The following is a 26,422-nucleotide window of genomic DNA, read 5'->3' as shown; positions in this document are numbered from 1 at the left end:
CACTGGTTTTGAGGGTTGGCTTCAAACAAATAAATACTCATACTTGCGTATTTGCAATCTCAGGATCTTCGAGACTCTCCCAAGTTCTTCATCATGCTGCTCAATAAATTGTAAGACTGAAGAATGATCAAATCGAAGGGTTGTCTCCAGAGCACGTGCTTGTTTCGAGAAATCTTTACTAAAGGGTTTGGCTTTAACATTTCGTAAGGCTACATCTGTAGGCATACTGAATGGATAATCCGTTATATCTGACAGTAAACTCAAGCCATGATCAAAATATGGGCAGAGTCTATATCCCGTTGGACCATGTATAAAAGCAATATTGTTCAAGTGGCGATCTTCATTCAATAAAAAAGCATCCAGTCCCAACATTATTGAGAAGTACTCTAAAGTATCCAAATTTATCTTATTGCGAAGAAATTCAACAATGAAAAGTACCGCATCACGTGTGCTTTGATCGCGAAGTACATCATCAAAATTAATACCGTAACTTTCCAAAATACGATGCAAAGAAATAAGACTCTCCCCTGGCAGGAGGAAATCTTCAGAATAACACCCCTGATAATCAATACTGTCGTTTTCTCTCAATATACACTGACTATAAAGAACTACTAACTCGGGATGAATATTTGAACGTTTGATCATTTCGTATGCTACCCATTCTGCTAAACCTTCGTAGCCAAATTTGTTAGCTTTCCCCCATACGTTTCCCATTTTCCATTTCAGCTGATCACCCTTACTGCTGCTTACAAATGTCTGCCGAAAGTCCTTGCTCACTTGCAAAACGGGGATGGACATCAGCGCACGTCAACTCCTCACCAGAGAATCGGATCCACACGTAGTCATCATATAGTACACCATGTGTTTGTTTTACTATATCGGTTGGTACATAATCTTGAAGCTCTAGAGCATGCAGTACTTTTTCAATATGATGCCGGGTACGCGGTAGACACCGAGACTCGAAATAGTCTAGTACATCGCCAACTAACACTTTTTGCTTACCGGGAAAAGGTAGAAAGACGGGCGACACCTTGTCATCTTGCCAAACATCAACATTCTGATTCACGTAGTCCAGTTTAACTTTGGCAATTACACGGTCATGCTCCAGCACCTCAAACTGGAGAGAAGGAGAAATAAATGTTTTAAAATTCTTCATGTTCAACCTCCCACAAATAGAATAAATCGAATTGAATCCATAGTATTAATAGATACTATTATATCATTCCGCTATCTATTTTATTCTCTATGAAACACCAAACCTTTTTCCGTCCACCGGCTCATTAAGCTGGCACCGTCAATTACAATCTCACCTTGTTTGGAGATATTTAAGATCACAGGTAGGTCATTTATATAAAACTCGGTAGAAGTGCGCGCAATCAATTTATGCTTACTCCCATTAGGATCGATTAAGAAATATTCTTCGTTCTCTTGCTTGATCTTAAGTAATAATCCCAAATCGTTGTTCAGGTAATCTCCTTCATATATGCCAGCATTTATATCTGGAAGCCGTGTTAGTCCAAAAAAAGCAAGCATACGCTCTTCGAACTCATTCCATTCTCCACTTGTAACCTCAATGGAAAGTTTCGGGCAATTCGCCTTGTTGTACAGTTCTTGGGCAATTGCATGATAATCGGCTAAAAACTCGAAATACGTTTCCACCCTGTCCGCACGAGCTTTGTAGTAAGGCCTTAAGCGATCCCTTTCCCAGATGTTTAGAAAAAACGACTCTCCCCGTACCTGTTTAAGATGATTAATGGTATCAGTTATAGAATTGCGATAGAGATAGACTAATTTGGGACTGAGCGGTGTCAGACACTCCCATAAAGCTTCGATAAAATAATCTAACTGTTGTTGCGAAGCGTTTGCCAATTGAAAACTAAAGATTTGGTATTGGAAAATACAACTGTCTAAAATGACTACCTGCTCCGGATCCGCTGCCACTTCCTTCGCAAAGAACCTCTACTTTTCCAGCGCAGCCTTTATATATTCATCTAGTGAGAATTTCCACACATCTCGTTCTTGAAGTTCATTGAAGGCCATTTCGGATAATGCTGCTTTATAATTCCACGACAATTCGAGCAAATCGAAACCAACAGACTCCTCACGGATTGTCGCAAACTTTTCTATGAGTGAAGTTGAAAGATTATGGCGGGTCTTCCAATTGTGATATTCATTCATCTTAAAGTGAGATTCTTGAAAAAATAACACAGGATGCGGCCGATCAAGCTCATGCACCCATCTTGTTTTAAAGCCATGTCTCTCAAACTGACGAAATAATAAGCCCGAGTTCGTTGACTTCCCGACCCCAGGCAATCCTTCCATTAAGATAAGCATAGTCACTCTCCTCAATAAAGCATCTATCTTCAATCTAGTTAGTCACATCAAAGAATAATTCCGCTTGATGTGGGCTAACACCTTTTTCTAAATCATCTTAATTAATAGCATTCATTCAAAAACCACGTCTAAATAAAGCCAAGCCCCGCAAGCCACTGCATATGCAGAGCTTGCGGGGCTTTTCATTATCCATCAAAAATTCAAATTATTAAGCCACTGGGTCAACGCCGACAACGGTCCCGTTCTAAGTTCTTCTTCAATGGAAATCGCATCTTCAGGGTAATCTGTTATGATCCCATCGACACCCATACTGAAGAATCGTCGCATGCTTTCGGTGTTATTTACTGTCCAGACATAGATAGGCTTGTGATGCCGCTTGGCCGAAGCGATAACCGATTCTTTGACCATATACTCTTCCATAACGACAAAGTCGGCTTGAATCTGCCCCATGTCTGGGACACCGGCGAACAAAATATAACCCACCTGAAGATCTGGCGCTGCGGCTTTGACTTGCTGCACGATTTCATAATCCAGCGACTGTACAACACAATCATTTTCAAAATGATTTTCACGCACAATCCGGATGAATGTATCGGTCAGATTTTGTTCCATTCCATGTGTTTTGATTTCAATGTTTAGTTTTATTTTACCTCTGGCTACATCCATCACTTCTGCCAGACTGCTAATTCGTCCTGTGAAATTCCCCTGCTTCACTTGCAGCTGTCGTAATTCATCCATTGTCAGATCATACACCTGTGCATGGATACCTGTCAGACGCTTCAAATTGGTATCGTGTATGACGGCAAGGTCTCCGTCCTTGGTCTCCAACACGTCGATTTCTGCATAATCTGCCTGCGCCTCAATAGCACCCTGTATGGACTCAATCGTATTTTCCGGCCCCTTCGAAACATATCCTCTATGGGCCATAATCTCGGCTTTTTGATCCTCCATCTGCATTCCATCTATGGCTGGCAGAAGAGCAATTGCCGCTGCAAATGTAGTAACTGAGCCAAGCGCGATGATCTTTCTTTTATGCTTGTGTAGCAATCCTTGATTCTGAATGGACCGATCTTCCAAGCTCTTCGGCTCAGGTAGCTGCAGCACGACATCATTCGGGTTCGCCTTCACCATGTACAACCGGGTAATTGTGGTAATATAAAGCGGCAGCAAAAATAATGTTGCCAGATAGAGGGATAGTACTGCGCTCTTCAAAGCGACTATCCGCACAACACTAGCAAATACCGTCTGCTGCTCCCACAGGAAGTATAGAAAACCCACAGCTCCGACAAAAGCTACAATCAACAGAATGACAACGAGCAGATAGAGGAAGAATACCGACAGCATAACCACTAATATGCGGAGATGTCTTTTTTTAAGGAGTGCAACGCTCTTTTTCGCCGCCTTCCGAAAGCTTGCCGCCCCCTCGATCACCACAATATGAAGCAAAAAGGTCCAGCGAACATTGAAGAATAACATGACCCCCAGCACGCCAATAAGCAGAAGTGTTCCTCCGCCTGTTTTTACTAACTCGCCCGTGATAAAGTTCGGAATTTCCAAAGAAGGAAGTAGCGTAGTGCCTACCCCCGCACCTAGCGGGAGAAACAGCAGCAGATAGACCACCAACCCTAGAAATCCTATTTTGAACAGGGACCGAAGATAGGAAAGCGACTGCAAAAACGCCGGAATTAGTCCGATCCGCTGTCTCTTCTGACCATAATACGAGAGAATAATCAGAACCGATAGCTCTATAAAAATCAGCAGTGTGGCGATTGGAAGCAGAATCAGCATGCATAACAATCCATACTTACTCATCGCAAATTGCAACAGTTCGTAATTGGTAGCTCCGGCAAACCCACTTAAGCGGAGAAATCCACGAAATATGGATGAAATGGCTGGAATAAAGACAAACAACGTTAGCAGCTTATACAGAATTTCGAAAATAAATATTTCCCTGTACGAAAAAGCAAGTATCCGAAAAATATCGGTAACCTGCTTGTGTATCGGAACCTTTGAAATCTCACTCATCAATTTGCACCTACTTGTAAAAAGCAGCCCACCCTCAACTGAGGACGGACCGCTTCTTCATTTTCCCTGATATACAGCAATTTTTTCTTTATCCTCTAACTGGGCGGTTTCGATTTCATTCTCCATATAATAGTCCTTCAATTCATCTTGAACGCTCTGCTCGGCTAACGGCACCTGGCTGCGGTAAGCAGCACGGCAAATCACATGAGCGGCGACTGGAGCTGTTAAAAATACAAAGAAGATTCCCAAGATGAGGCGGATGCTGAAGAAACCGTCAGAAATTAAGAAATACAGTAATGTTCCAACGAGCGCACACAGCACGCCAAGCGTAGAACTTTTAGATGCAGCATGAGACCTTGTGTACACATCGGGCAGACGCACATTCCCAATCGCGCTGATCAAGCTGAAAATAGCTCCAATGAGAATGAGGACGGCCCCGATTATTTCACCGCTTACGCTCAATGACAACACCTCTTTCAATAAATCTGGCGAAGGCAACTGTTCCAATAAACGAAAGGATCCCGATCAGTAGTATAAGATCAAAAAAGGCATGTGTGTGCAGCAGCACGGAGAACACGGCGGTACTGGCGATCAGATTAATACCAATGGAATCCAAAGCTTGAACACGGTCTGCACTGGAAGGCCCTTTTACAATCCGGTATAAGTTGGCTAGTATGGCCAGCATTAATATACATAATGCAGTAATCAACACCGTCTCAAATATCATTTTCTCGTCACATCCTTTATCGCTTTTTCAAAAACAGATTTTGATTTTAATACTGAATCCCTGGATTCAGGCATATTCAGACCATGGATGTATAGCACCTTCGAATCAGGGGTTACCTCCATGATGACTGAGCCCGGTGTTAAGCAAATCAACAAGGATAGGAGCGTAATTTCCAAATCCCCCTCCAAATCCGTTTCCACCTTGAAAATCCCCGGTTTAACATCGATTTTAGGACGGAGCACATGCTTCATGACCATCATCGCAGAAGTATTCAGCTCATGGATAAAGAGAATGAACAGCTTCCCAATTGCGGCTAACGTGAATAGATAAAACGGTTTTTTAAAGAAACGGCGAATGCACATTAAAATAAACAGACCCACAAAGTAACCGCTGATAAAGTTTAATATACTCATATCCTCTTGCAGAAACATCCACAAGTAGGCAATGAATATGTTGAGTAGCACCTGAACGGGCATGACTGTTTCCCCCCTTTAATCAAACACGGCCTGAATATATAAATTTGGATTGAGCAATTCCTCGGCAGCTTGAGCAACATAACCCGTAATCGCCTCAGCGCCGATTCCCATAGCAACACTAGCCAGCGTCAACAGAGCGATCGGAAGCAACAAACCTTTCGTTGTCCCTTTCTCCTCCTCAACACCCAGAATCGTTTCACCCCAAAAAGCGTTCATAAACAATTTGATCATGGAAAACAGAATGAACAAGCTGGCCAGCAGCCCGATTCCTCCAAGCCAATAATAGCCGGCTTCAAAGACGCCTTGCGTCGTAAATACTTTGCCAAGAAATCCGCTGAGCGGAGGAATTCCAACCATAGACAAAGCTGCGATGAAGAACATCCAGCCTAACCCGGGGTGATGACGAATCAAGCCGCTAATTTTCTTCAAGTCACTTGTTCCCGTGAGATGAACTATGGTTCCCCCAATCATAAATACAAGCCCTTTAATCAGCATGTCGTGAATCAAATAATAAATAGAACCCGCTATGCCGGTGGATGTTAAAGAGACAAGTCCAGCCATAATAAATCCAACGCTGATAACCACATTGAAGGTTAATATTTTTCTCAAATCCCAATAACCGATCGCTCCGAGTCCACCTAGTATCATTGTAATAGCGGCTAAAATCCCAATAAACATATGGGTAATTTGCGGTTCATGATAAAAGATGAGCGTAAACATTCTGAAAATGGCGTATATCCCTACTTTAGTGAGTAATGCTGCAAAAATAGCAGCGATTGCCGTTGGCGGTACACTATAGGATCCGGGCAGCCAGAAAAAGAGCAATAATCCCGCCTTCATAGCGAAGACGATCAGGAATAATAATGCGACGGTAGTAATTAACCCATCCTGACCAACCTCTGCAATCCGCATCGATAAATGGGCGAGGTTCAATGTGCCGGTCATAGAATATAAATAGGCTACTCCGATCAAAAAGAACGCCGATGCAATAATGTTCGTAAAAATATATTTGAGTGACTCGCCAAGCTGCCGCTGGCCTCCCCCCAATGTGATTAGTACATAGGAAGCAACCAGAAACAATTCAAAGAAGACATATAAATTGAACAAATCCCCTGTCAAGAACGAACCATTGACACCTGTAATCAAAAACAAAAATAGAGGATAAAAGTACAATTTTTCTTGTTTTCGACCAATCGATGAAAAAGCATAAATTAAGCAGCACACCGAGACAATTGAAGTAGCCAAAAGCAGCAAAGCACTGAACATGTCCCCCACGAAGCTAATGCCGTAAGGTGCTTTCCAACCACCCAATTGTAAGGTTTGAATTCCGCCATTTCTGATCTGATTCATCAATAGAACGGCAATGACACTAGTAGCTAACAATGCAGCCAGACTAAGAATCCGCTGTAGCTTTATATTTTTCTGGAATATAATGAGGACCATCCCCATCAACAGAGGAATGATAACCGGCGCGATCAACAAATTATTCAAGCTCATTCCCCCTTAATTGCTCCATGTCATCCGTCCCGAAGCTTTGATAGGCCCGGTAACATAAAACTAGTACTAACGCTGTCACGGCAAAATTAATGACAATCGCAGTTAAAATTAATGCTTGAGGAATAGCATCCGTAAAGTTCGCGACTTTCTCTCCCAGTAGAGGGGCACTCCCTGTCTTCAGCCCACCGGAAGTAATGAGCAGCAAATTAACCGCATGGCCCACAATGGATGCTCCAAGCACAATCCGCAGCAGCTGCTTAGATAGAATCAAATAGGTTCCAATGGATATTAAAATACCGACTAGTATGACCATTAGTGTCTCCATATTAACGATCCTCACTTATGCTTAGAATAATATTGACTGCGGTGCCTATGACAGCCAAAGCGACTCCGGTATCAAAAATCAAAGCAGACGCGAGCTCGGTATCGCCAAAGATCGGTAAATCAAAATGACCGAAGGTCTGGGTTAAAAAAGGCTTACCAAATACCACACTCACTGTTCCGGTCGCAACAGCAATCAACACTCCCACCGCGGAAAGTTTTTTGAAATCCACCCGAATGTTTTCCCTTACCTTCTCGACTCCAAAAGAAAGATACAGCAGGACAATAGATGATGCCATACTCAGTCCCCCAATGAATCCTCCTCCTGGATGATGGTGACCGTTCATAAATAAATAGATCGAAAAGGTCAATATGATTACAGCAGCTACTCGAGTTACACTTTTCAATATCACATCATTCGGTTTCATTTTGTTCCCTCCTTTTGGAACGCTGATGAACGAATATATATACACCTAGTCCAGCAATGGATAACACGGATATTTCCAGCATCGTATCGAATCCGCGGAAGTCCACTAATATAGCGTTGACAATATTTTTGGCACCCGCCAGCTCAAAGGCATTTTCAAAAAAGGATGTGATGGGTTCAAATAACTTATGCCCATTCGCGGACAATGCGAGAACAGTCACGGTTAGACCCATCGCGATCGAGATGACCAGATTCGTCAGTTTGAAAGGAATCCGTTCGATGCTTTTCTTAAGTTTCGGTAAATGGTAGAAGCACAGTAGGAACAGAACCGTTGTCACCGTCTCCACCACCATTTGCGTCAATGCCAGGTCAGGAGCCCTGAAGATAACAAAGAACATCGAAACCATATAACCTAACGCACCTAGTGCAACAATAGCCACAATTCGATTGCCGGCAAATAAGACAGTACCTGCGGCGATCACCATCGCGAGCACAAGTCCGACATCAAAAATACTGATAGCTGCATTATTTGAGAAATCAAACTGGAGACCGTGGAGCAGCAGAAGCGAACTTATCAACACAATGACAAAGAATGAAAAAATGTAGATCAGATAACGTCTCAGCGAGCCTGTCATATAACGATTCGTTAAGGACTCCGACAGTCTCTCTGTACCAGTTAAGCCCTTATTGTACCAATGGTTCAACGTTAATCCCTGCGGATAATTTCTCATCACCTGGATCCACTGCTTGGATGTTTTGAAAAGAAGGAGACCCACAACAATGACACCGAACGTCATTATCAGCTCCATATTGAGCCCATGCCATGCACTGATTTTCAGGTCGTATGGAGACAGCGGCATCATCGGCAAAATGGATGTTAGTGCCGGAGTGAGAATATACTTACCCAATACATTTGGGAAGAAGAAAATGAGTATAACGAGTAATGCCAAGACGGCTGGAGAAAATAGCATCCCCCAAGGCGCTTCATGCACTTTTCGTGTCAATTTCTCAGGACGATATTGTCCTCCAAAGGTTTTGAATACAAAAATCATGCAATAAACGAAGGTAAATATGCTAGCTATCCAAGCAATGATCGGGAACAAGAGACCAATGCTGCCCAAACCGAAGATACCGGCCTGGGATACCTCATTCACCGCTGCAAAAAACATTTCCTTACTCAAAAAACCGTTAAACGGCGGTAATCCCGCCATCGATAAACCGCCAATCAAAGCGATCGTGAACGTAATCGGCATCACTTGCATCAAACCGCCAAAATAGCGAATATCCCGCCGACCTGTCTCATGGTCAATAATACCGACAACCATGAACAAACTTCCTTTAAAGGTCGAATGATTAAACAGATGGAATAGGGCGGCAAATGTTGCTACTGTAAAGATCGTGCCACTCTCACCAGGCCCAAAATAGACGGCTAAAGAACCGACTCCAAGCAAGCACATAATCAATCCCAATTGACTAATTGTAGAATATGCTAACATCGCCTTTAGATCGGTCTGCCTCAGCGCCGTCAAAGAACCGTAAAGCAGCGTAATGAGACCAATTCCAGCCACAAGCCAGAACCACACGGAGCTCCCCCCGAAAATCGGAGTCATACGAGCCACTAAATAAATACCAGCTTTGACCATTGTAGCCGAGTGGAGGTAACTGCTCACCGGAGTTGGCGCCTCCATCGCGTCCGGTAACCAAATACCGAATGGAAATTGTGCGGATTTCGTAAATGCACCGAGCAAAACACATAACATCGCGGGAATAAATAGTACATGGCTTTGTATAACTTCCAGGTTCGCAATCATTTCCCGAATACTGTAAGTATCCGCCATCATGATCAGCATAATAAACCCGGCTAACATGCCGAATCCGCCAAGGACAGTAATTAATAGCGCCTTCAAGGCGCCTTGGCGGGAGCTCTTGCGCTCGTACCAATAGGAGATTAATAAGAAGGAAGAAACACTGGTTAACTCCCAGAACCCGTACAGGACTAAGAGGTGATCGGAGAATACTACCCCCAGCATAGCGCCCATGAACATGAGCAAATAAATATAGAAGTTGTGGAGCGCCTCACGAACCTTAGACATATAAAATATAGAGTAAATAATGACCAAGCTACCGACTCCGCTAATGAGCAGACCAAATAACAAGCTGAGCCCATCCACATAGGAGATCATATTCATATCCAGGGACGGTATCCAGGATAATGTGTATTTATACGTGTCACCAGCCGCAACACCAGGTATATACTGTAGTAAATAGATAAAAATAGATGTAGGTACAAGTAAAACGAACCATCCCGTATGTACTACGCGATTGAAATACTTATATAAGAAGGGAACAAATATTGCACTGATCAACGGGAGAAAAATATAGGTATAGAACATAGTCAAGCGTACTCCTCCTTATTCATGACTTCTGCTTCCGTATCTACATATTGACTCTTTTGTTAACATCAACTATAGTCTTACATAGTTTAAATGAGTCCTAATACTAGCATTGAGGTGAAATACTTAAAATGATTAGCGTATATAATGAGAGCATTCTGGTTTGCGTTTATTATGGTCCCAATAGCGAAAGACTAATCAAACGTGGCTGTGCAATCGCTAATATCATGAAAGCTCCGCTTTATATATTGACCATCGATCCGAAGCCATTTGACGAACTGGACGCCGAGAAATTACTCTATATCGAACAATGGAAAGAATATGCCCACGCTCACGCTACGGCCCAATTTATCATGAAGGATAATGAAAGCCGCCCTGTCTATAAGGTCATTGCAGAAGTAGCCAGAGATAACAACATTACACAGATTATTCTAGGCCAGACAGCAAGCAGCCGATGGGAACAAATTACGAAGGGATCTATCATTAATTCTTTGGTACGTGAGATCCCCTTTGTCGATCTGCATATCGTTTCCGTTGCCCGTTATATCCGGGATGAAGAAGGTAATTATCAAAAGGGCATTCGTGCTTATTTGATTAAAGACGGGAAGAATTACCAGTTAAGCTTCAGTCACGAAAAAGAAACGGAATATGAAGGCATTTTCTTCAAAGAAGCGGATACCGATTTCGATAACGGAATTTTCCGTTTTATGAAGGATGCTTCGACTTTACATGTTCTCGTAACTGACGGGATTGTCACCGAACTAACAAATGTAGATATTAATACAGCACTGGGTCTGGATGACTCTGCACAATAAAAGTTAATAAAAAAGCTCACCCTCTCCGCATGTTTCATGCGGAGTTTTTTTATCTTTTCAAAACACAGATCGTTTATAAATTCACATCCACTTTAATGGGCCGCTTCTCAACCCTGTCGATCCCCAGATACTTCAACGTTTCAGCCGTAGAATGATGATGCAAAATCGACTTTAAAATGGAGATGGCAACTCCTCTATAGTATGCATGGTAACCAAACGTCTTTCTCAGTGTATGGGTCCCGATTTTCTCAGATATCCCTACCTCCTTTGCCGAGTGATTAATAATTCGATACGCCTGCTGACGGGTAATCGGACCAGAATCCTTTTTGGATTTAAACAAATAATCCTCAGGCTTCCAATCGACGTTAGATAAATACTCGTTTAGTATCTCCCCGACCTTGCTGTTTAAGTAATGAGCCTTTTCTTCTCCTGTCTTCTCATCCTTAATATAAAGAAACTGCTTGGCATTCTGGCCATCCCAAACGTCCTGTACAGTAAGATTGAGCAAATCAAGAAGACTAATCCCGGTGTTAATTCCCAATACAAAAAGCAACAGATCCCTTAAAGAGTGTTTTCGGAGCTCCTCTTTCATCGCTTGTATGGTTTTTACGTCCCGAATCGGATTAACAAATTGCACAGAAAATCCCTCCGATAATGTTACTTAATTTAAGGCTAACATATATTAAGTAACATAACAATTAAAAGATTGCTTAATTTAATAAAAAAACTGACGGATGAGCTCTCCATTGAACATGATATCCAGTCGGATAAGAACCTAATCAACAAGCTGCTATACCCGCATTCTAAAAGCATTTTACAGTAGCAAGCGCTTCGCTCCTACAGTTCCAAACTTCCCCCTCCCCTCCTTCCAAAAAAAAGACCCCCATTGCGGGGATCGTAAGGTTAGGTCTATTGTACTGACAGTTGGAAACATAGGTTTTTTCCTTATATCTATAAAAACTCCATGTTCTAAAGCTCTCTATAGGCTGGCTGCATCAACCCTTGAGTGGACTGATCCTCTTGGTGCTCATAATATAGTGACTGAACGGAGTCATATATTGATGCTTCCGCTGCTACTGACGGCCGCTGATATGCCTCATCCACATACATGATTCTGCGCTGAATTTGCATGAGTCCATTCACGACGCGAAGCGCAATCCAAAAAAGGACAAGGCCAACACCTACGTACAACAGATATTGCTGATTATAGGTCCAATCGATATGGAAGTAATTAAACAAGCTATTTTCTAAAATATTCAGTTGCATTTCATTCATCAAAATAATATGCACGGCTGGAAGAGCAATAAAGCCTAGTCCTAATGAGATCACCGTTATCATAATTACAAAGAATACAATACCCGTAACAAATCTTAGGAAGACGAGCAGCAAATTTCGAATAAATAACCCGCCGTCAAACCCTCTCACCATTCGCATAAACCAGTTCTGCCCAGCGTCAGACTGTTGGCCCGTAGCGTACGAGGCAGGCTGAACCGGCAAGCCTAAAATTTGTCTAATCATGCTTTGCTCAAATTTCACAATCCCATCCAACAACTTAGCTACTCCAAAAAACAGCGGGATTCCGATAAATAATGGAGTTAAAGCGATGGATAGTGCAACTCCTGTTATCGCTACAGTAAGATAGATAATTCCTAACGGGAGAGAGAGTAAAAAATAGAGGATTGTTGCATAAGTTTTTGGATTAAAAAGCACCCAGTTCACCTTACCTGTTGGCTCCTTCGCAGTCGCCCCTGTTGCGTTCATTATTCAAACACTCCTTTGCTTCATAAGTCACGTTCTTCTCAATAAATTAATTATAGCCGCCTTATTTAGCTGACATAACCGTCTTAGGGGGTGTTTGTGCCTAGACTTTAGGCTAGGACTAGCCCTGGTGAGATGAACTTTTGGAAGCAAAGGCGCCATACCACTCACCTTCAAATGCTATACATTTATGCTAAACGTTCCATCCTCTGCGGAATGCATGAAGAAATATGCAGTGCGCCCATTCACTTCTCTCCGCTCCTACATACAATGTGTTAGCCCATCCATTAAGGAGTGACGAGATCATGTCATTTTTACCACCACCTAGTGCCCCAGGATTCCCAGGGCAGCCCGGACAGCCGGGATTTCCAGGGCAACCAGGATTCCCAGGACAGCCTGGCCAACCAGGAACCGCGGGACCCAGCTCACCTCCCCCGGGATTTATCCCTCAGCAACCTGCGATTACCCCCTTGGCTGTCGACCCCGGAGCGATTGCTGGTTGTTTATTTCGGAATACGTACGTTTGGCTCGTGAATAGAAACCAATTCTGGTTTTTCCCGGTCTTCGTAGGGCGTACCTCGGTCGCAGGGTTTCAATGGAACGGAAGGTTCTGGGTGTATACGGGATTTGATTTGAATTTGATTCAATCATTCACGTGTTTCTAAATTGGAGGAAAAGCTCCGTTCCAGTAGGAATGGAGCTTTTTTTGTGTTTAGGTTGATTTTTCTGTAAGTAGTCTCTCTTCCTTCTTTAATTACCTTCTAGCTGAATTTTCCTAAGGACCTCTTGGATTAGGCTATATATTTTAGTGGCGGGCTTATACTATTGTTCTCAGTGATAAGAAAAATCCACAACCTCATGTGGTCGTGGATTTAATTGATGGAGCTGAGGAGTCAAACCCCTGTCCGAAGATAAAGGCACATAAGTTTCTACCTGTGTAGTTACAGACAGATCTCACTTTCACTGAAGACTGAGGCAAGACGTTTATTCTGCGGAATCTAGGCGTTGCTTAAGCTTAGTAATCATTACTTTATTATCAACAGCGATATAATACTGCAATTGATAGTACATAACTGATTCATCTTCTGGAAGCAATATCCCCAAACAATTCAGCATTTGAATCCACCTTAAGTCGTTTTTATCTAAAGCCGCTATAAACCTTTCTACCAAGTGCTCAACAGGTTGATTTAAGTACTCTTGCTTTTCTTTAAGTTTATGTAAATAATTCCATTTAAACACATTATCTTTTTCCGACAGTTCGATTCCATTGATAAATTCATTTATTAGTGTTAGTTTTTCATTTATATCCATAGTAGAGAAAGCTGAATGTATAACATCTAACCCTTGATACAGGGTCGCTAACCATTCTCTATTTTGAATAACATCTATTGGATCACTATCTGAAGATATATCATCCAAAAGATCATTTGCAACAAAAAAGCTCTCTGTTTCTCTCCAGATTACCTCAAAATTTCTATCATCAACCCTTCTTCCTAATAAGTCAGCAACCACCTGCGGCCTAAGGTTATCATAGTATCTTTGTTTCGGTTTATTCAGGATAATATCTTGCATTAATGACCAAGAACTTATGGCATAGTTTTCTTCAAAGTGAACAGGTGTTACATCCGGATTATACTCTTCATCGGCAATAAAATATTTTGAAACATCTAAAACATACGGATTATACTTGTCTATAACATACTCTTCAAGTTCATAAAGTGGTTTATTATAGATTGCATTTCCAAAATGCAACATTGCGGGTGGAGTATCCTTAACCTCCCCATCTTTCGCTATATAATTATTACAACTTCTAATTCGAACCAATATGATATTTGCCCCAAACTTCTCGATCATTTTCTCCCAATATAGATCAATATATCCGTACCACAACCAACTTGGAATTTCCAAAAAATTAGTTCTTTGAAATTGTTCCGGTTCACTTTTATAAGCTGCAGTATTATAAAATGAGTAATCATAAGTAGAGAAAGTCGTATTTTTATATACAGCAACCGGCTGGCAAAAGTCAAAAAAGTCAATCACAAGGAAATCAGCATTAGAATTCAAAAGGATTGGGACCGTATTCTTTTCAATACCGTTCCGTAAACAACGATGAGAATACTCACTATCAAAAATAGACAACTCTTCAGATCTTGTAGAAATATTTGCAGGAGGCATCATACTAGATACAATATTATTTCTGCTTAAATAACTATTAACCGATATATTAGTGTCTTTATTAACGTTGAAAATATTTCTGCTTATGCATGAACCATGAATATCTACCAATACCATTTGAGCGCCTCCAATGTTAATTACATAATGGTATTATTATACATGAATCTATGCCTACTTGAACTACGCAAAAACTGCTAAGACCTTGTCAAGTATATGGAACAAAGAACTTTCATTAGCGTGAATAACATTGATAAATTGGGAATTGGATGTGAAAGGGCTACTTCTTGTTGAGGATGGTGTATACGTAATTGAGAAGCTTATTGGCACAGGCGTCACAACACCTTATAGGGTCTGCTCTCTTTTCTTTTTTTATCGTAATCTATCGGATTATAGGATTTTTTTCAACAAACCCCATACCGTACCGCTAATCTCTTTGCCGCATCTACGCCCACCATGGGTTCCACAATAACCTTCTGATTTGTATTTAACGGCATTTTACGATGATTCCAAACCCATAGCTTCTCTTATTGCGGGGTCAAATGCCCCTACCAATCAAACATGGTCATTGAAGGGAATAGGAGAACCGTTTTTTTGACGGGGCATAATCCCAAAAGGTGCCTACGTTCTCCCGGATACCACAATTTAAAACACCTACAAAAATAGGCCAACCAGAATTTCTGGCTGACCTAATAATATGAAGATGCCTTTTGTTACTCCGAATAAAACCAAGGAGAGTAACCCCTATCCCAAGATATCGGCATATATTTTTCTACGAGTGAAGTCACAGTTTTAATGTCACCCGAGTATCGCACGTAATCAAGTAACTTCATTCTGTCTTTTGGATTGTGCGTGTGAAAAGTTCTTACACAATGGCTTATCTTTTATATTCGTAGTTATTCAATCATGCTTTTCGCATGTGTATGCAGCCCTAGCCCGCCTAACTGCGTATTCACAGCTGGAGGAGCAACTTCGATAACTTCTACTGACGTATCAGAAAGCTGATGTCTGAGGCTCATCGTAAAGGAATGCAGCGCCGCTTTGCTGGCCGAATAAATCGGTGCAATCGCAAACGGTGTAAATGCTAGTCCTGAGGTGACATTAATGATGGCCGCCTCTTCTTTTTCCGCAAAATATGGCGCGAACAGAATAGAAAAGTGAAATGGTGCTTCGATATCAGTAGTGATTTCTTGATTGAAATATCCCCAATTGTTCTTGGCTTCTCCTTTTAACACGTTGAACCGCTGCTGGACTCCTGCATTATTAACCAAAACATTTACTTCCGGATAATTGGCTGTTACCCAATCAAACAGAGCCACTCGCTCGGATTCATGATTCAAATCGCACACACGGGTAATGAGGGCAGGAAGCTTTTGTTTTGCCTGTTCAAGTACTTCCTCACGCCGTCCGCATACGATTACTTGATTCCCTAATTGGATGAAACGCTCTGCAAAAGCCAACCCTATTCCGGTACTTCCTCCTGTAATCAATATGGTATTTCCTGAAAGCCTCATCGTGATTCCTCACCTTCATTATTTTTTTCTTTCAAACGTTTGACATAACGGTCAATTTTCCAGTCAATCCCTCCGATGGCTTCCGTCATGAGCGAAATTTCGGTCAGCACTTCCTGCTTGTGCGTCCTCATCATCTTGAGCCGGAGCTCAACGGTGGCATCCCCTTCTACGACCCAATCAATATATTGCTTGATGCGACTTATGGACATATTCGTGTTTTTCAAACAAATCACCGTTCCAAGCAGGCCTATATGATCCTCTGAAAATAACCTTCTCCCCGCCTCATCACGCTCGCTCTGTGGTATTAGCCCTTTTTTCTCATAATAACGTAGTGTTGATTCAGGTATATTGAATTTGGCTGCAACTTCACCAATGGAATAATACTTCATCCGGAGGCCTCCCCGTATTATCTGTTGTTGTCGACATAATTAGCATACAACTTAAACCATGGTTTAAGTCAACTGGGGGGGTGGGAGTAAAAAATGATCGCCATGCTTAGCTCAAAACAGTCACTAAAATGAAAAAAGACACCCTTAAAGGTGTCTTCACTAATACTTCATATGGACCAGAGGGGGAGTCTAACCCCTGTCCGAAGATAACGAATCATAATTTTTTATGATTGTTAGCTGCACTTTTATCACAAATAACACAATATCAGGCTATAGTAAAAAATCAGTAACACCCTTTTTATAGGCATATTTCAAAGTATATGTTTCTTCTTTTCCGTAGGGCATTGTAGCAATTTTTATATGAGTATAATCAAGCCTGCTTTCTCTCAAAACTCTTTTTACCAAGGCTATACTCCGCTCTTCTTCTGTAATGACACAAAATATATTAAGAGCATATTTTTTCGGGTCGGAAATACATTTCCCCATATCAGAGCCATCAACATAGCCTAAATTAGCATCTGCTAGCGATATCTCCAAGTATTCCATGACTTTATCTCTTAACCATTGATCACGTTGACTGCCTTTTGCACTTTTCAAAGGATACTGTACCACTAACCAAAATTTTTCACTCATTCAGATTCACCAGCCACTGTAGAGTTTATTATAAAAAAGCGTTATCAGTGAATGCTATCATATAAATAATTATAGCAAAGATACTTTGCTAAAGGATAATCTCGTTAATAATAGTATTGAAACCATCCTCATGCGGATGATATTCGTGGCGGTAGAGAGAATCTTCTGCAGTTTAAAACGCATATCAAACATGGCGAAGACATACAGTAGACACTATAAAACACAAATATACATTTGAGAAATTTCCATATCATTATAAAAAACGACTAAAATTTACTTGTAAGGTTACAAAAAAGCGACCCATCAAGGTCGCTTTTCTAATACTCCATATGGAGCCGAGGGGAGTCGAACCCCTGTCCGAAGATAACGGCACATAAGTTTCTACGAGTGTAGTCACAGTTTTGATGTCACCCGAGTATCGCCCCGTAACCGGCTATACGTTGGGTCAGCCTGATTATCTTCTTCCGTTGACCCCAGGCGGAGACCAAGCGGCGTATCCCACTACTTGTTAGCCCCTATCCCTGTCACATGGGCGATGCAGGGTAGAAGCACGCACACAGGTTATTAAGCTGCGAAAGCGTAGTTGTTTTGTTGTTTGCCGTTTAATAGGCTTTAGCGTTGATGAAGCGGACGCGTCCCCACTACTCGCTGCTCATGCTCGAACTACCCCCGTCGAATCCAAGAACGGCCCCTCATTAAAAAGGGCGCTTCGGATTAAGCGGATCATCCAGCAAGAGAGATCCAATCCACAGCTTCTTCATCAGAAGACTGCTTAGAAGCAATTACTTTACTTACACAGTATATCACATTTATCAACACTTTAACACGTGGGTTAAAGGAATTGAAGGTTGAAACTGGAACTGCTACAAACAACGCACCAACTAGACTATCTGGCGATCTTTTGCTTCTCGCGCAGTGCACGTTGAATATCGCGTTGTGCATCTCTTTTAGCAGCAGAATCACGCTTGTCATATTGCTTCTTACCTTTACCCAAGCCAATCAACAGCTTCGCATAGCCATTGCGCACGTAGATCTTCAGCGGCACGATGGAGTAACCATCCTGCTTCGACAGACCAAGCAGCTTGTGAATCTGCGCTTTATGCATCAGCAGCTTACGTGTACGGGTAGGATCATCAGGATTGGAACGGTTGCCCTGCTCAAAAGGACTGATATGCATATTGTGAATGTGAATCTCGCCATTACGAATCGTGGCAAAAGCATCCCCAATATTAGCGCGGCCGTTACGAAGCGATTTGATCTCCGTTCCCGTCAGCACCATTCCAGCCTCAAAAGTGTCCTCGATAAAATAATCATGGGATGCTTTTTTATTCTGGGCGAGCACTTTCCCGTCTGCCTTTTTACCCATGAGAATCACTCCTCGAATCATATTTCATAAAAATCATCCGAACGTCAGATCTATATTGTAACAAATGGAATCCACGGAGCGCAAGGAAGTTGGCAGGTCAGTCTCCAATTTATACTTTGGCCTTCTCCTCGTGTCTTGGAATTTTGTATGTCCTCGACCCTTAGGAGTATGGAATTGAGGTTTATCTCTGTGCCAAGGACTCTTACGGGCTAAGCAAATGCTTTTTTTGCTGCTGTAAAAAGAACGCCGTTCCCTGCAATCAGAGAACAGCGTCTTAATAAGTATTCTTTCAGCAGCTTATTGCGCTGCGAGTTATTTCTTTTTCTTCTTACGGCTCTTGCCCTCGCCGTCTTTACGCTTAGAGGATACCTGCTCTGCGGTCTCCACGTTGCCCGGGGTCACGGCTTGTCCGATGAACACGCCGCCCTTGGCTTTTTTCTTGCGGCGCCCTTTGCCTTCGGTGCCCGCCCCAGCAGAGCTGGTGCCGCCGCGATCCTCACGGCTGCGGAACTTCGTGCTGCCGTCCACGCCGCGGAAGTCGCTGCGGCCGTTGCGGTCATGCCCGCTGCCTGGCGCGCTGTAGCCGCCCTTGCCAGAGCCGAAGCCGAAGTTGATGCCTCCACTTCGGCCCTGCTCCTTCGCGCCGCCAGCGGTACGCTCGGCGCCGTCGCTGCGCTCTGCACCCGTGCTTACGCCGGGAGCGAGCACTGCTGCTGCCCGGCTCGCATCCTCGCCGGCCCCACGGCCGCCGCGCTTACGCTTGCCGCGGCCACTGCCAGCCACGCTGCCTTCGGCACCGCGCGGCATTTCCCAGGCGCGTGCACCCGCCGCGCCTGTCTTCCCTTTGCCGGACTTGCCAGCATCGGCCGTAACACCCGCGCCCTTGCCTCTGCCTGCCTTGCCAGCATCGGCACCCGAGCCGGGCTTGCCTTTGCCGCCGCGGCCCTTACCAGCGCCAGCCTTACCGCTGCCTGGCTTGTTGAACCCGCTTGGACGGCCGCCCTTGCCTCCGCGTCCGCCGCCAAAACCACCGCTACGGCGCTCGCCTGCCGCGCGCGGCTTCATATCAACGAGCTCGAAGTCGATCGTGTGGTCGTCCATATTCACACGGGCGACCCGAATCTTCACCTCATCACCGATACGGAACACCTTCGAGGTGCGCTCACCGATGAGTGCCATATGGGCTTCGTCGAAGTGGTAATAATCATCAGTCAGCGCACTGAGACGAATTAACCCTTCCACGGTGTTTTCCAGCTCAATGAACATCCCGAAGCTGGTCACACTGCTGATCATGGCATCGAATTCCTCGCCCACCTTATCCAGCATGTACTCCGCTTTCTTAAGCTGCTCGGTATCCCGTTCTGCTTCTACTGCTACGCGTTCGCGCTCAGAGGACTGCTGGGCAATGTCCGGCATCCGGGTAGCAAGATATTCTTGTCTCTTTGGAGTCAGCACACCGCCGCCTTCAATCACCTCGCGCATCACCCGGTGAATAACCAGATCGGGATAACGGCGAATTGGCGACGTAAAGTGGGAATAGTATTCTGCAGCAAGGCCAAAGTGGCCTGTGCTTTCCGCATCATATTTAGCCTGCTTCATAGAGCGAAGCATCATCGTGCTGATAACCGTCTGTTCCTTCGTACCCTGAATCTCCTCCAAAAGGTTCTGCAGCGCACGCGGGTGAACAGAGTTGCCCCGGCCCTTGACATGATGGCCGAAGTTGGCCGCAAAAGCCATAAAGTTCTGCAGCTTCTCCGGGTCTGGGTCTTCGTGAATCCGATATAGGAAAGGAACCTTCAGCCAGTGGAAATGCTCAGCCACTGTCTCATTGGCTGCCAGCATGAATTCTTCAATAATCTGCTCAGCAACAGAACGTTCCCGTTTTACAATATCTACAGCCTTGCCGTTCTCATCAACAATAATCTTGCTCTCTTCAAAGTCAAAGTCAACCGCCCCGCGCCGCATCCGCGCATCGCGAAGCTTCATGGCCAGCTCTTTCATCAGACGGAAGTCTTCAATCAGCGGACTGTAACGTTCCAGCAGCTCAGGATCTTCATCCTCCAGAATTCTGCGGACATTTTTATAAGTCATCCGCTCTTTGGTACGAATAACGCTCGTGAAGACATCATGCTTCACAACCTTCATATGCTCGTTGAACTCCATCTCACACGACATCGTCAGACGGTCCACCTGCGGATTCAAGCTGCAAATCCCGTTTGACAGCCGGTGTGGCAGCATCGGGATTACCCGATCCACCAAATACACGCTACACCCGCGATCATAAGCTTCTTTATCGAGTTCTGAGCTCTCACGCACATAATAGCCGACGTCCGCAATGTGAACGCCGAGCTTATAGTTTCCGTTCGGGAGCCGCTCTACGTTGACTGCATCATCGAGGTCCTTCGCATCTTCACCGTCAATGGTAACAATGTTCAGACCGCGTAGATCGCGTCGTCCCTGTTGAACGATCTCCTCTTCGGTAATGGCATCTGGGGCAGCATTCGCCTCCGCCATAACTTCCTCTGGGAAAGCCTCCGGCAGCTGATGCTTGCGGATAACAGATAGAATATCGATACCCGGATCATCCTTGTGTCCAAGAATCTCGATAATCTCCCCTTCAGCCGCTGACCGGCCCTCCGGATAATTCACGATGCGTACAACGACCTTCTCGCCGTCCACGGCACCATTAAAGGACTCCCTAGGAATAAAAATATCCCGGTTAATCCGTTTATCATCAGGCAGCACAAAACCATAAGTCTCCAGGCTTTGGAATACGCCTACAGTCTGCAGCACACCTCTTCTAACAATCCGTACAACCTCGCCTTCCATCCGTCCACCGGATGGGCTCTTGGAGCTCACGCGCACCAGTACGATATCGCCATTCATGGCACCCTTCAGGTCGTTCGCATGGATGTATACGTCAGGATGTTCCCGATCATCGGGGATAAGAAAAGCAAAGCCCTTAGCATGTGCTTGCAGTCTTCCGCGCAGCAGGTCCATCCGTTCCGGCACGCCGTAGCGGCCATGGCGGGTCAACACCATACGCCCGTCCTGTTCCAAGGAAATCAGCAGATCCTCGAACGCTTTGAACTCGTTGCTATCTTCCAGAGCGAAATGGCTCACCAGTTCGTCGTAAGTCATAGGTTTGTAAGCTGTTTCGCGCATAAAATCAAGTAGTACTTCCTGTGTTATCATTTGTTCCTTCACCTCGGCCCTCCGCGGCTCCGTAGCCGCTGGCATATATGTATGGCTTGTCCCTATAGGATAAATATGCCGCAAGTAAAATTTACCTTTACCTACTTCATACCCTAGTATACACGAAATCAATCGTCGGCATCCCTAGAACTGTAATCTGGACGTTAAGTCGGGACAAAAAATTAAGATATATAACAAAAAAAGCCTTCGCTCTGTTCCATCCAGAAGAGAGCCAAGGCTTTGCATGTACATTATAAAGAATCTAGTCAACAAAAACTGCAACAAGGATCGCCATGATAAAGAATCCAGCTGCCAAACCAACTGTTACACGTTGCAGTACGAGTTCCATACCACGTGCCTTTGTTTTACCGAAAAGATGCTCAGCACCGCCGGAGATGGCACCGGAAAGACCTGCGCTTTTCCCCTTTTGCAGAAGAACGACCGTAATCAGACCGATCGAAAAAACAAGGAGCAATACTTTCAAAAAGATATCCATTCACTTCCACCTCCTACGTCTAAGCATCATATCTATAGGCATTTAGGGTTCACGAATCTTAAACAGCATTCTCATTTTATCATAACAACTGGGGTAATACAACCAGTAAGACCATAAGTTCCTTTGAAATCCAGCGATTTGTCTACAATCAAAAAAAGACCTGCCGAAAACGGCAGGTCTTCTGTTCACTTCTTCGAGAGAAGTAAATTATCTTTTGAGGTTGTAGAAGGATTTCAGGCCGTTGTATTGAGCCAATTCACCCAGTTCGTCTTCGATGCGAAGCAATTGGTTGTATTTAGCAACACGGTCTGTACGGGAAGGAGCACCTGTCTTGATTTGACCAGCGTTAGTCGCAACTGCGATGTCAGCGATGGTGCTATCTTCGGATTCACCGGAACGGTGGGAGATAACCGCTGTGTAACCAGCGCGTTTAGCCATTTCGATTGCATCGAAAGTTTCAGTCAGTGTACCAATTTGGTTAACTTTAACCAAGATGGAGTTACCGATACCTTTTTCGATACCTGTTGCAAGACGCTCAGTGTTAGTAACGAACAAGTCGTCACCAACCAATTGAACTTTGTCGCCCAATTTTTCAGTAAGCAATTTCCAACCATCCCAGTCGTCTTCGGACATACCGTCTTCGATGGTGATGATTGGGTATTTATCAACCCAAGAAGCAAGAAGGTCAACATACTCAGCGGAAGTGTAAGATTTACCTTCGCCAGCAAGTGTGTATTTACCGTCTTTGTAGAACTCAGTGGAAGCAACGTCCATACCCAGGAATACGTCAACACCTGGTTTGTAACCTGCTTTTTCGATAGCTTCGATGATTGTAGTGATTGCTTCTTCGTTGGAACCAAGGTTCGGTGCGAAACCACCTTCGTCACCTACAGCTGTGTTCAAGCCTTTGGAGCTCAGTACGGATTTCAGGTTGTGGAAGATTTCCGCACCAACGCGAAGAGCTTCTTTGAAGCTTGGAGCTCCTACAGGAAGAACCATGAACTCTTGAACGTCGATGTTGTTGTCAGCATGCTCACCACCGTTGATGATGTTCATCATTGGTACTGGAAGAGCTTTAGCGTTGAATCCGCCAAGGTATACATACAAAGGTACATCCAAAGCGTCAGCAGCTGCGCGAGCTACAGCCATGGATACAGCCAAGATAGCGTTAGCGCCGAGTTTACCTTTGTTTGGAGTACCATCAAGGGCGATCATCAATTTGTCGATACCCAGTTGGTCAAGAGCGTCCATACCGATAACTTCTGGAGCGATCAGCTCATTTACGTTCTCAACAGCTTTCAGAACGCCTTTACCGAGGTAACGGGATTTGTCACCATCACGAAGCTCTACAGCTTCGTGTGCACCAGTGGAAGCGCCGGAAGGAACGATAGCGCGGCCTTTAGCACCGGATTCCAGGTAAACGTCAACCTCTACAGTTGGGTTACCGCGGGAGTCAAGGACCTCACGAGCATATACGTCAGAAATAATAGTCATGTTAGTTAATCTCCTTTTATCGTTGGTATAGTCTTAATCTTGCTTTATTAAACGTTCCAGCGCCGGGTGAAGCTTACTTGCGGCTGGCAATCATGGATTGTCCGGTCATTTCCGCAGGTTGCGGAAGGCCCATCAGATCCAGAATAGTTGGTGCTACATCCGCCAGAATGCCGGAATCGCGCAGTACAACATTTTCATCGGTGAGGATGAACGGTACAGGATTGGTAGTGTGCGCCGTGAACGGACGACCGTCCTCGTCAAACACCATATCCGCATTACCATGGTCGGCGATAATAATCGCTACGCCGCCCTTGGCAACAACCCCGTCTACTACCTTACCTACGCACTCATCTGTTACTTCAACAGCCTTGATGGTCGGCTCCAGCATACCAGAGTGTCCAACCATATCAGGATTGGCGAAGTTCAAGATAATAGCATCTTGTCTATCGGCTTCGATTTCCGCTACGCAGGCTGCAGCCACTTCGTATGCGCTCATCTCCGGCTTCAAGTCATAGGTTGCTACCTTCGGCGAATTAATCAGAATACGGGTCTCCCCAGGAAGCTCTTCATCGCGGCCGCCGCTGAAGAAGAAAGTCACGTGCGGATACTTTTCAGTCTCTGCAATGCGCAATTGCTTCTTGTTATTCTGCACTAGCACTTCACCTAACGTGTTGTCCAGGTTCTTCGGCGCGTAGGCTACGTATCCTTGCACCGTTTCGCTGAATGTCGTCAGGCATACGAAATGCAGTCCTTGCGGGAACAACGGACCCCGGTCGAAACCGCGGAAATCCGCATTGGTGAAGACTTGCGACAGTTGAATGGCACGGTCTGGACGGAAGTTAAGGAATACGACGGAATCGCCGCTCTCTACCGTTGTCAGAGGCTTGCCTTCGCTGTCCACAATTACACTTGGCTCAACAAATTCATCATATACAGAATTCTGATAAGATGAAGTGATTGCTTGCAGTGCATCTGTGTATTTCGGGCCTTCGCCATAAACCATTGCACGGTAAGCTTTCTCTACCCGTTCCCAACGTTTGTCGCGGTCCATCGCGAAGTAACGTCCAGATACGGTAGCGATATGGCCTACACCAACTTCTTCGATCTTAGCCAGCAGGTCCTTAATGAACTTCTGACCACTATCAGGCGCTACGTCGCGGCCATCCATAAAGGCATGGATGTACACGTCGTGCATATCTTCCTTCTTCGCCAGATCAAGCATTGCGAACAAGTGTTGAATATGGCTATGTACCCCTCCGTCGGATACAAGCGCGTACAGATGAAGTTTTTTACCGGTTGTTTTAGCATTTCTTACAGCCGCAACAAGCGTCTCGTTATCGAAGAATTCTCCGTCACGAATCGATTTGTCAATACGGGTAAGATCCTGGTATACGATCCGGCCGGCACCAATGTTAAGGTGACCCACTTCAGAGTTCCCCATTTGTCCTTCCGGCAGACCCACAGCTTCACCGCAAGCGGTTAGTGTGGTGTTCGGATATTGCTTAAGATAACGGTCATAGTTGGGCTTGTTGGCTTGAGCAACAGCGTTGCCTTCATCCGTACCGCGCAAACCGAAACCGTCCATGATAATAAGAGCTACAGGTCTTGGAGCTGACATTATTACTTCGCCCCCTCAACCAGGGACACGAAGGAATCAGGTTGCAGACTGGCACCGCCGACGAGAGCGCCGTCGATGTCGCTTTGACCCATGTACTCCGTTACATTCTCAGGCTTCACACTGCCGCCGTATTGAATGCGAACCGCTTCAGCTGTTGCTTCATCATACAGACCTTTTACAAGGCTGCGGATGTAGGCAATAACTTCATTAGCGTCCTCGGAAGTAGAGGATTTACCTGTACCAATGGCCCAGATCGGCTCATAAGCGATAACCACTTTAGCTGCTTGCTCAGCGCTAAGGCCTTGGAATGCAGCTTCAGTTTGAACTTTACAAACGTCTTTAGTTTGGTCAGCTTCACGCTCTTCGAGCTTTTCGCCTACACATACGATTGGAGTAATGCCGTGACGGAATGCTGCGTGCAGCTTCTTGTTCACGATTTCGTCTGTCTCGCCAAAATAAGCACGACGCTCGGAGTGGCCGATGATAACATAATCCACACCAAGATCGCTAAGCATTACGCCGCTGATCTCGCCTGTGTAAGCTCCGTTATCTTCGAAGTGCAGGTTTTGTGCACCAATCTTGATGTTAGTACCTTTTACTGCTGCTACCAAAGCAGGCAGGTTAGTGAATGGAGCGCAGATTACAGTCTCTACGCCTTCTACTTCCGCTTTGCCTTTGATGTCGGCGATAAAGCTTTCCGCCTCCGGAACAGTTTTGAACATTTTCCAGTTGCCGGCGATAATAGGTGTTCTCATGGCTTGGTTGCCTCCTT

Annotated in this window: 25 protein-coding genes, 1 other RNA gene and 1 pseudogene; 2 read left to right on the top strand and 25 right to left on the bottom strand. The window is 44.5% G+C overall.

The genetic code is table 11. The features are described from left to right. Nucleotides 1-21: 21 nt before the first annotated feature. The 12 genes from ACFVU8_RS26400 to ACFVU8_RS26345 form a co-directional block, all read right to left on the bottom strand. On the bottom strand, nt 22-798 hold the full coding sequence (locus tag ACFVU8_RS26400) for a HipA domain-containing protein (protein WP_387431259.1): 777 nt from the start codon (nt 796-798) through the stop codon (nt 22-24). Then, a complete protein-coding gene (locus ACFVU8_RS26395; RefSeq protein WP_387431258.1) occupies nt 737-1,156 on the bottom strand; it encodes a hypothetical protein in 420 nt (139 codons plus the stop codon). Before ACFVU8_RS26395 ends, ACFVU8_RS26400 begins: the two co-directional genes overlap by 62 nt. A gap of 80 nt (nt 1,157-1,236) precedes the next feature. Then, the gene (locus ACFVU8_RS26390) at nt 1,237-1,941 is read right to left on the bottom strand and encodes a hypothetical protein (protein WP_387431257.1); all 705 of its coding nucleotides are present in this window, start codon (nt 1,939-1,941) and stop codon (nt 1,237-1,239) included. A gap of 18 nt (nt 1,942-1,959) precedes the next feature. Then, the gene (locus ACFVU8_RS26385) at nt 1,960-2,334 is read right to left on the bottom strand and encodes a P-loop NTPase family protein (protein ID WP_387431255.1); all 375 of its coding nucleotides are present in this window, start codon (nt 2,332-2,334) and stop codon (nt 1,960-1,962) included. A 192-nt stretch (nt 2,335-2,526) separates the two neighbouring features. Next, nucleotides 2,527-4,359: a glycerophosphoryl diester phosphodiesterase membrane domain-containing protein gene (locus tag ACFVU8_RS26380; RefSeq protein ID WP_379470371.1), complete on the bottom strand. Its 1,833-nt coding sequence runs from the start codon at nt 4,357-4,359 to the stop codon at nt 2,527-2,529. A 57-nt stretch (nt 4,360-4,416) separates the two neighbouring features. Beyond that, nucleotides 4,417-4,827: a Na+/H+ antiporter subunit G gene (locus ACFVU8_RS26375; RefSeq protein ID WP_387431481.1), complete on the bottom strand. Its 411-nt coding sequence runs from the start codon at nt 4,825-4,827 to the stop codon at nt 4,417-4,419. Further along, on the bottom strand, nt 4,805-5,086 hold the full coding sequence (locus ACFVU8_RS26370; RefSeq protein WP_078500563.1) for a Na(+)/H(+) antiporter subunit F1: 282 nt from the start codon (nt 5,084-5,086) through the stop codon (nt 4,805-4,807). The genes ACFVU8_RS26375 and ACFVU8_RS26370 overlap by 23 nt, the downstream gene beginning before the upstream one ends. Further along, nucleotides 5,083-5,562 carry a Na+/H+ antiporter subunit E gene (locus tag ACFVU8_RS26365; protein ID WP_066375557.1) on the bottom strand — a complete coding sequence of 160 codons (480 nt, stop codon included), beginning with the start codon at nt 5,560-5,562 and terminating at the stop codon, nt 5,083-5,085. Before ACFVU8_RS26365 ends, ACFVU8_RS26370 begins: the two co-directional genes overlap by 4 nt. 15 nt (nt 5,563-5,577) lie before the next feature. After that, entirely contained in the window at nt 5,578-7,053 is a 1,476-nt protein-coding gene (locus tag ACFVU8_RS26360; protein ID WP_379470373.1) for a Na+/H+ antiporter subunit D, read from the bottom strand. Then, nucleotides 7,046-7,384: a Na(+)/H(+) antiporter subunit C gene (locus ACFVU8_RS26355; RefSeq protein ID WP_066375559.1), complete on the bottom strand. Its 339-nt coding sequence runs from the start codon at nt 7,382-7,384 to the stop codon at nt 7,046-7,048. Before ACFVU8_RS26355 ends, ACFVU8_RS26360 begins: the two co-directional genes overlap by 8 nt. 1 nt (nt 7,385) lies before the next feature. After that, nucleotides 7,386-7,808: a Na(+)/H(+) antiporter subunit B gene (locus tag ACFVU8_RS26350; protein ID WP_066375562.1), complete on the bottom strand. Its 423-nt coding sequence runs from the start codon at nt 7,806-7,808 to the stop codon at nt 7,386-7,388. Beyond that, nucleotides 7,795-10,200, bottom strand: a complete 2,406-nt coding sequence (locus ACFVU8_RS26345) for a Na+/H+ antiporter subunit A (protein WP_387431479.1) — start codon at nt 10,198-10,200, stop codon at nt 7,795-7,797. Before ACFVU8_RS26345 ends, ACFVU8_RS26350 begins: the two co-directional genes overlap by 14 nt. 131 nt (nt 10,201-10,331) lie before the next feature. Here ACFVU8_RS26345 and ACFVU8_RS26340 point away from each other — a divergent pair, with 131 nt between their 5' ends. Then, nucleotides 10,332-11,015, top strand: a complete 684-nt coding sequence (locus ACFVU8_RS26340; protein WP_066375567.1) for a universal stress protein — start codon at nt 10,332-10,334, stop codon at nt 11,013-11,015. Nucleotides 11,016-11,088: 73 nt separating this feature from the next. Here ACFVU8_RS26340 and ACFVU8_RS26335 read toward each other — a convergent pair whose 3' ends face one another. Both ACFVU8_RS26335 and ACFVU8_RS26330 read right to left on the bottom strand, forming a co-directional pair. Continuing rightward, the gene (locus ACFVU8_RS26335) at nt 11,089-11,652 is read right to left on the bottom strand and encodes a tyrosine-type recombinase/integrase (protein ID WP_066375570.1); all 564 of its coding nucleotides are present in this window, start codon (nt 11,650-11,652) and stop codon (nt 11,089-11,091) included. A gap of 332 nt (nt 11,653-11,984) precedes the next feature. Further along, complete coding sequence (locus ACFVU8_RS26330) at nt 11,985-12,776, bottom strand: sensor domain-containing protein (protein ID WP_379470375.1); 792 nt, start codon at nt 12,774-12,776, stop codon at nt 11,985-11,987. A gap of 302 nt (nt 12,777-13,078) precedes the next feature. On the opposite strand from ACFVU8_RS26330, the gene ACFVU8_RS26325 reads away from it, so the two are divergent. After that, nucleotides 13,079-13,438, top strand: coding sequence for a collagen-like triple helix repeat-containing protein (locus ACFVU8_RS26325; RefSeq protein WP_083205389.1), 360 nt, complete (start codon nt 13,079-13,081; stop codon nt 13,436-13,438). Between the two features lie 319 nt (nt 13,439-13,757). Here ACFVU8_RS26325 and ACFVU8_RS26320 read toward each other — a convergent pair whose 3' ends face one another. The 11 genes and pseudogenes from ACFVU8_RS26320 to tpiA form a co-directional block, all read right to left on the bottom strand. Continuing rightward, nucleotides 13,758-15,065 (bottom strand): DUF6270 domain-containing protein, encoded by a 1,308-nt coding sequence (locus ACFVU8_RS26320; RefSeq protein WP_387431252.1) that lies wholly within the window; start codon nt 15,063-15,065, stop codon nt 13,758-13,760. A gap of 779 nt (nt 15,066-15,844) precedes the next feature. Continuing rightward, a pseudogene (locus tag ACFVU8_RS26315) lies at nt 15,845-16,459 on the bottom strand (SDR family oxidoreductase); the annotation flags it as partial. Then, nucleotides 16,456-16,848 (bottom strand): MerR family transcriptional regulator, encoded by a 393-nt coding sequence (locus ACFVU8_RS26310; protein ID WP_387431250.1) that lies wholly within the window; start codon nt 16,846-16,848, stop codon nt 16,456-16,458. The pseudogene ACFVU8_RS26315 and the gene ACFVU8_RS26310, both read right to left, overlap by 4 nt. Before the next feature lie 270 nt (nt 16,849-17,118). Then, nucleotides 17,119-17,481, bottom strand: coding sequence for a hypothetical protein (locus tag ACFVU8_RS26305; RefSeq protein ID WP_387431249.1), 363 nt, complete (start codon nt 17,479-17,481; stop codon nt 17,119-17,121). Nucleotides 17,482-17,808: 327 nt separating this feature from the next. Further along, nucleotides 17,809-18,173, bottom strand: a transfer-messenger RNA (tmRNA) gene (gene ssrA, locus ACFVU8_RS26300). Between the two features lie 194 nt (nt 18,174-18,367). Then, nucleotides 18,368-18,847: an SsrA-binding protein SmpB gene (smpB, locus tag ACFVU8_RS26295; protein ID WP_175369975.1), complete on the bottom strand. Its 480-nt coding sequence runs from the start codon at nt 18,845-18,847 to the stop codon at nt 18,368-18,370. Between the two features lie 312 nt (nt 18,848-19,159). Continuing rightward, nucleotides 19,160-22,042 (bottom strand): ribonuclease R, encoded by a 2,883-nt coding sequence (gene rnr / locus ACFVU8_RS26290; RefSeq protein WP_387431247.1) that lies wholly within the window; start codon nt 22,040-22,042, stop codon nt 19,160-19,162. A gap of 262 nt (nt 22,043-22,304) precedes the next feature. Continuing rightward, complete coding sequence (secG, locus tag ACFVU8_RS26285; RefSeq protein ID WP_175369973.1) at nt 22,305-22,538, bottom strand: preprotein translocase subunit SecG; 234 nt, start codon at nt 22,536-22,538, stop codon at nt 22,305-22,307. A 207-nt stretch (nt 22,539-22,745) separates the two neighbouring features. Beyond that, entirely contained in the window at nt 22,746-24,032 is a 1,287-nt protein-coding gene (eno, locus tag ACFVU8_RS26280; RefSeq protein WP_379470227.1) for a phosphopyruvate hydratase, read from the bottom strand. A 73-nt stretch (nt 24,033-24,105) separates the two neighbouring features. Beyond that, complete coding sequence (gene gpmI, locus ACFVU8_RS26275; RefSeq protein ID WP_387431244.1) at nt 24,106-25,650, bottom strand: 2,3-bisphosphoglycerate-independent phosphoglycerate mutase; 1,545 nt, start codon at nt 25,648-25,650, stop codon at nt 24,106-24,108. Between the two features lie 2 nt (nt 25,651-25,652). Beyond that, nucleotides 25,653-26,405, bottom strand: coding sequence for a triose-phosphate isomerase (tpiA, locus tag ACFVU8_RS26270; RefSeq protein ID WP_175369970.1), 753 nt, complete (start codon nt 26,403-26,405; stop codon nt 25,653-25,655). Nucleotides 26,406-26,422 lie beyond the last annotated feature (17 nt).

It is taken from the genome of Paenibacillus sp. NPDC058177 (genome assembly GCF_042883835.1).
Lineage (GTDB): Bacteria > Bacillota > Bacilli > Paenibacillales > Paenibacillaceae > Paenibacillus_AQ > Paenibacillus_AQ agri.
This window is presented reverse-complemented; position numbering and strand designations above follow the sequence as displayed.

What these genes read in the sequence shown, in the direction of transcription:
- ACFVU8_RS26355 (WP_066375559.1), bottom strand. Translation starts at nt 7,384, where the DNA reads ATGGAGACACTAATGGTCATACTAGTCGGTATTTTAATATCCATTGGA.
- ACFVU8_RS26395 (WP_387431258.1), bottom strand. Translation starts at nt 1,156, where the DNA reads ATGAAGAATTTTAAAACATTTATTTCTCCTTCTCTCCAGTTTGAGGTG.
- ACFVU8_RS26325 (WP_083205389.1), top strand. Translation starts at nt 13,079, where the DNA reads ATGTCATTTTTACCACCACCTAGTGCCCCAGGATTCCCAGGGCAGCCC.
- ACFVU8_RS26350 (WP_066375562.1), bottom strand. Translation starts at nt 7,808, where the DNA reads ATGAAACCGAATGATGTGATATTGAAAAGTGTAACTCGAGTAGCTGCT.
- secG (WP_175369973.1), bottom strand. Translation starts at nt 22,538, where the DNA reads ATGGATATCTTTTTGAAAGTATTGCTCCTTGTTTTTTCGATCGGTCTG.
- ACFVU8_RS26330 (WP_379470375.1), bottom strand. Translation starts at nt 12,776, where the DNA reads ATGAACGCAACAGGGGCGACTGCGAAGGAGCCAACAGGTAAGGTGAAC.
- eno (WP_379470227.1), bottom strand. Translation starts at nt 24,032, where the DNA reads ATGACTATTATTTCTGACGTATATGCTCGTGAGGTCCTTGACTCCCGC.
- ACFVU8_RS26345 (WP_387431479.1), bottom strand. Translation starts at nt 10,200, where the DNA reads ATGTTCTATACCTATATTTTTCTCCCGTTGATCAGTGCAATATTTGTT.
- ACFVU8_RS26370 (WP_078500563.1), bottom strand. Translation starts at nt 5,086, where the DNA reads ATGATATTTGAGACGGTGTTGATTACTGCATTATGTATATTAATGCTG.
- ACFVU8_RS26400 (WP_387431259.1), bottom strand. Translation starts at nt 798, where the DNA reads ATGTCCATCCCCGTTTTGCAAGTGAGCAAGGACTTTCGGCAGACATTT.
- rnr (WP_387431247.1), bottom strand. Translation starts at nt 22,042, where the DNA reads ATGATAACACAGGAAGTACTACTTGATTTTATGCGCGAAACAGCTTAC.
- ACFVU8_RS26320 (WP_387431252.1), bottom strand. Translation starts at nt 15,065, where the DNA reads ATGGTATTGGTAGATATTCATGGTTCATGCATAAGCAGAAATATTTTC.
- ACFVU8_RS26365 (WP_066375557.1), bottom strand. Translation starts at nt 5,562, where the DNA reads ATGCCCGTTCAGGTGCTACTCAACATATTCATTGCCTACTTGTGGATG.
- ACFVU8_RS26380 (WP_379470371.1), bottom strand. Translation starts at nt 4,359, where the DNA reads ATGAGTGAGATTTCAAAGGTTCCGATACACAAGCAGGTTACCGATATT.
- smpB (WP_175369975.1), bottom strand. Translation starts at nt 18,847, where the DNA reads ATGGGTAAAAAGGCAGACGGGAAAGTGCTCGCCCAGAATAAAAAAGCA.
- tpiA (WP_175369970.1), bottom strand. Translation starts at nt 26,405, where the DNA reads ATGAGAACACCTATTATCGCCGGCAACTGGAAAATGTTCAAAACTGTT.
- ACFVU8_RS26305 (WP_387431249.1), bottom strand. Translation starts at nt 17,481, where the DNA reads ATGAGTGAAAAATTTTGGTTAGTGGTACAGTATCCTTTGAAAAGTGCA.
- gpmI (WP_387431244.1), bottom strand. Translation starts at nt 25,650, where the DNA reads ATGTCAGCTCCAAGACCTGTAGCTCTTATTATCATGGACGGTTTCGGT.
- ACFVU8_RS26385 (WP_387431255.1), bottom strand. Translation starts at nt 2,334, where the DNA reads ATGCTTATCTTAATGGAAGGATTGCCTGGGGTCGGGAAGTCAACGAAC.
- ACFVU8_RS26310 (WP_387431250.1), bottom strand. Translation starts at nt 16,848, where the DNA reads ATGAAGTATTATTCCATTGGTGAAGTTGCAGCCAAATTCAATATACCT.
- ACFVU8_RS26340 (WP_066375567.1), top strand. Translation starts at nt 10,332, where the DNA reads ATGATTAGCGTATATAATGAGAGCATTCTGGTTTGCGTTTATTATGGT.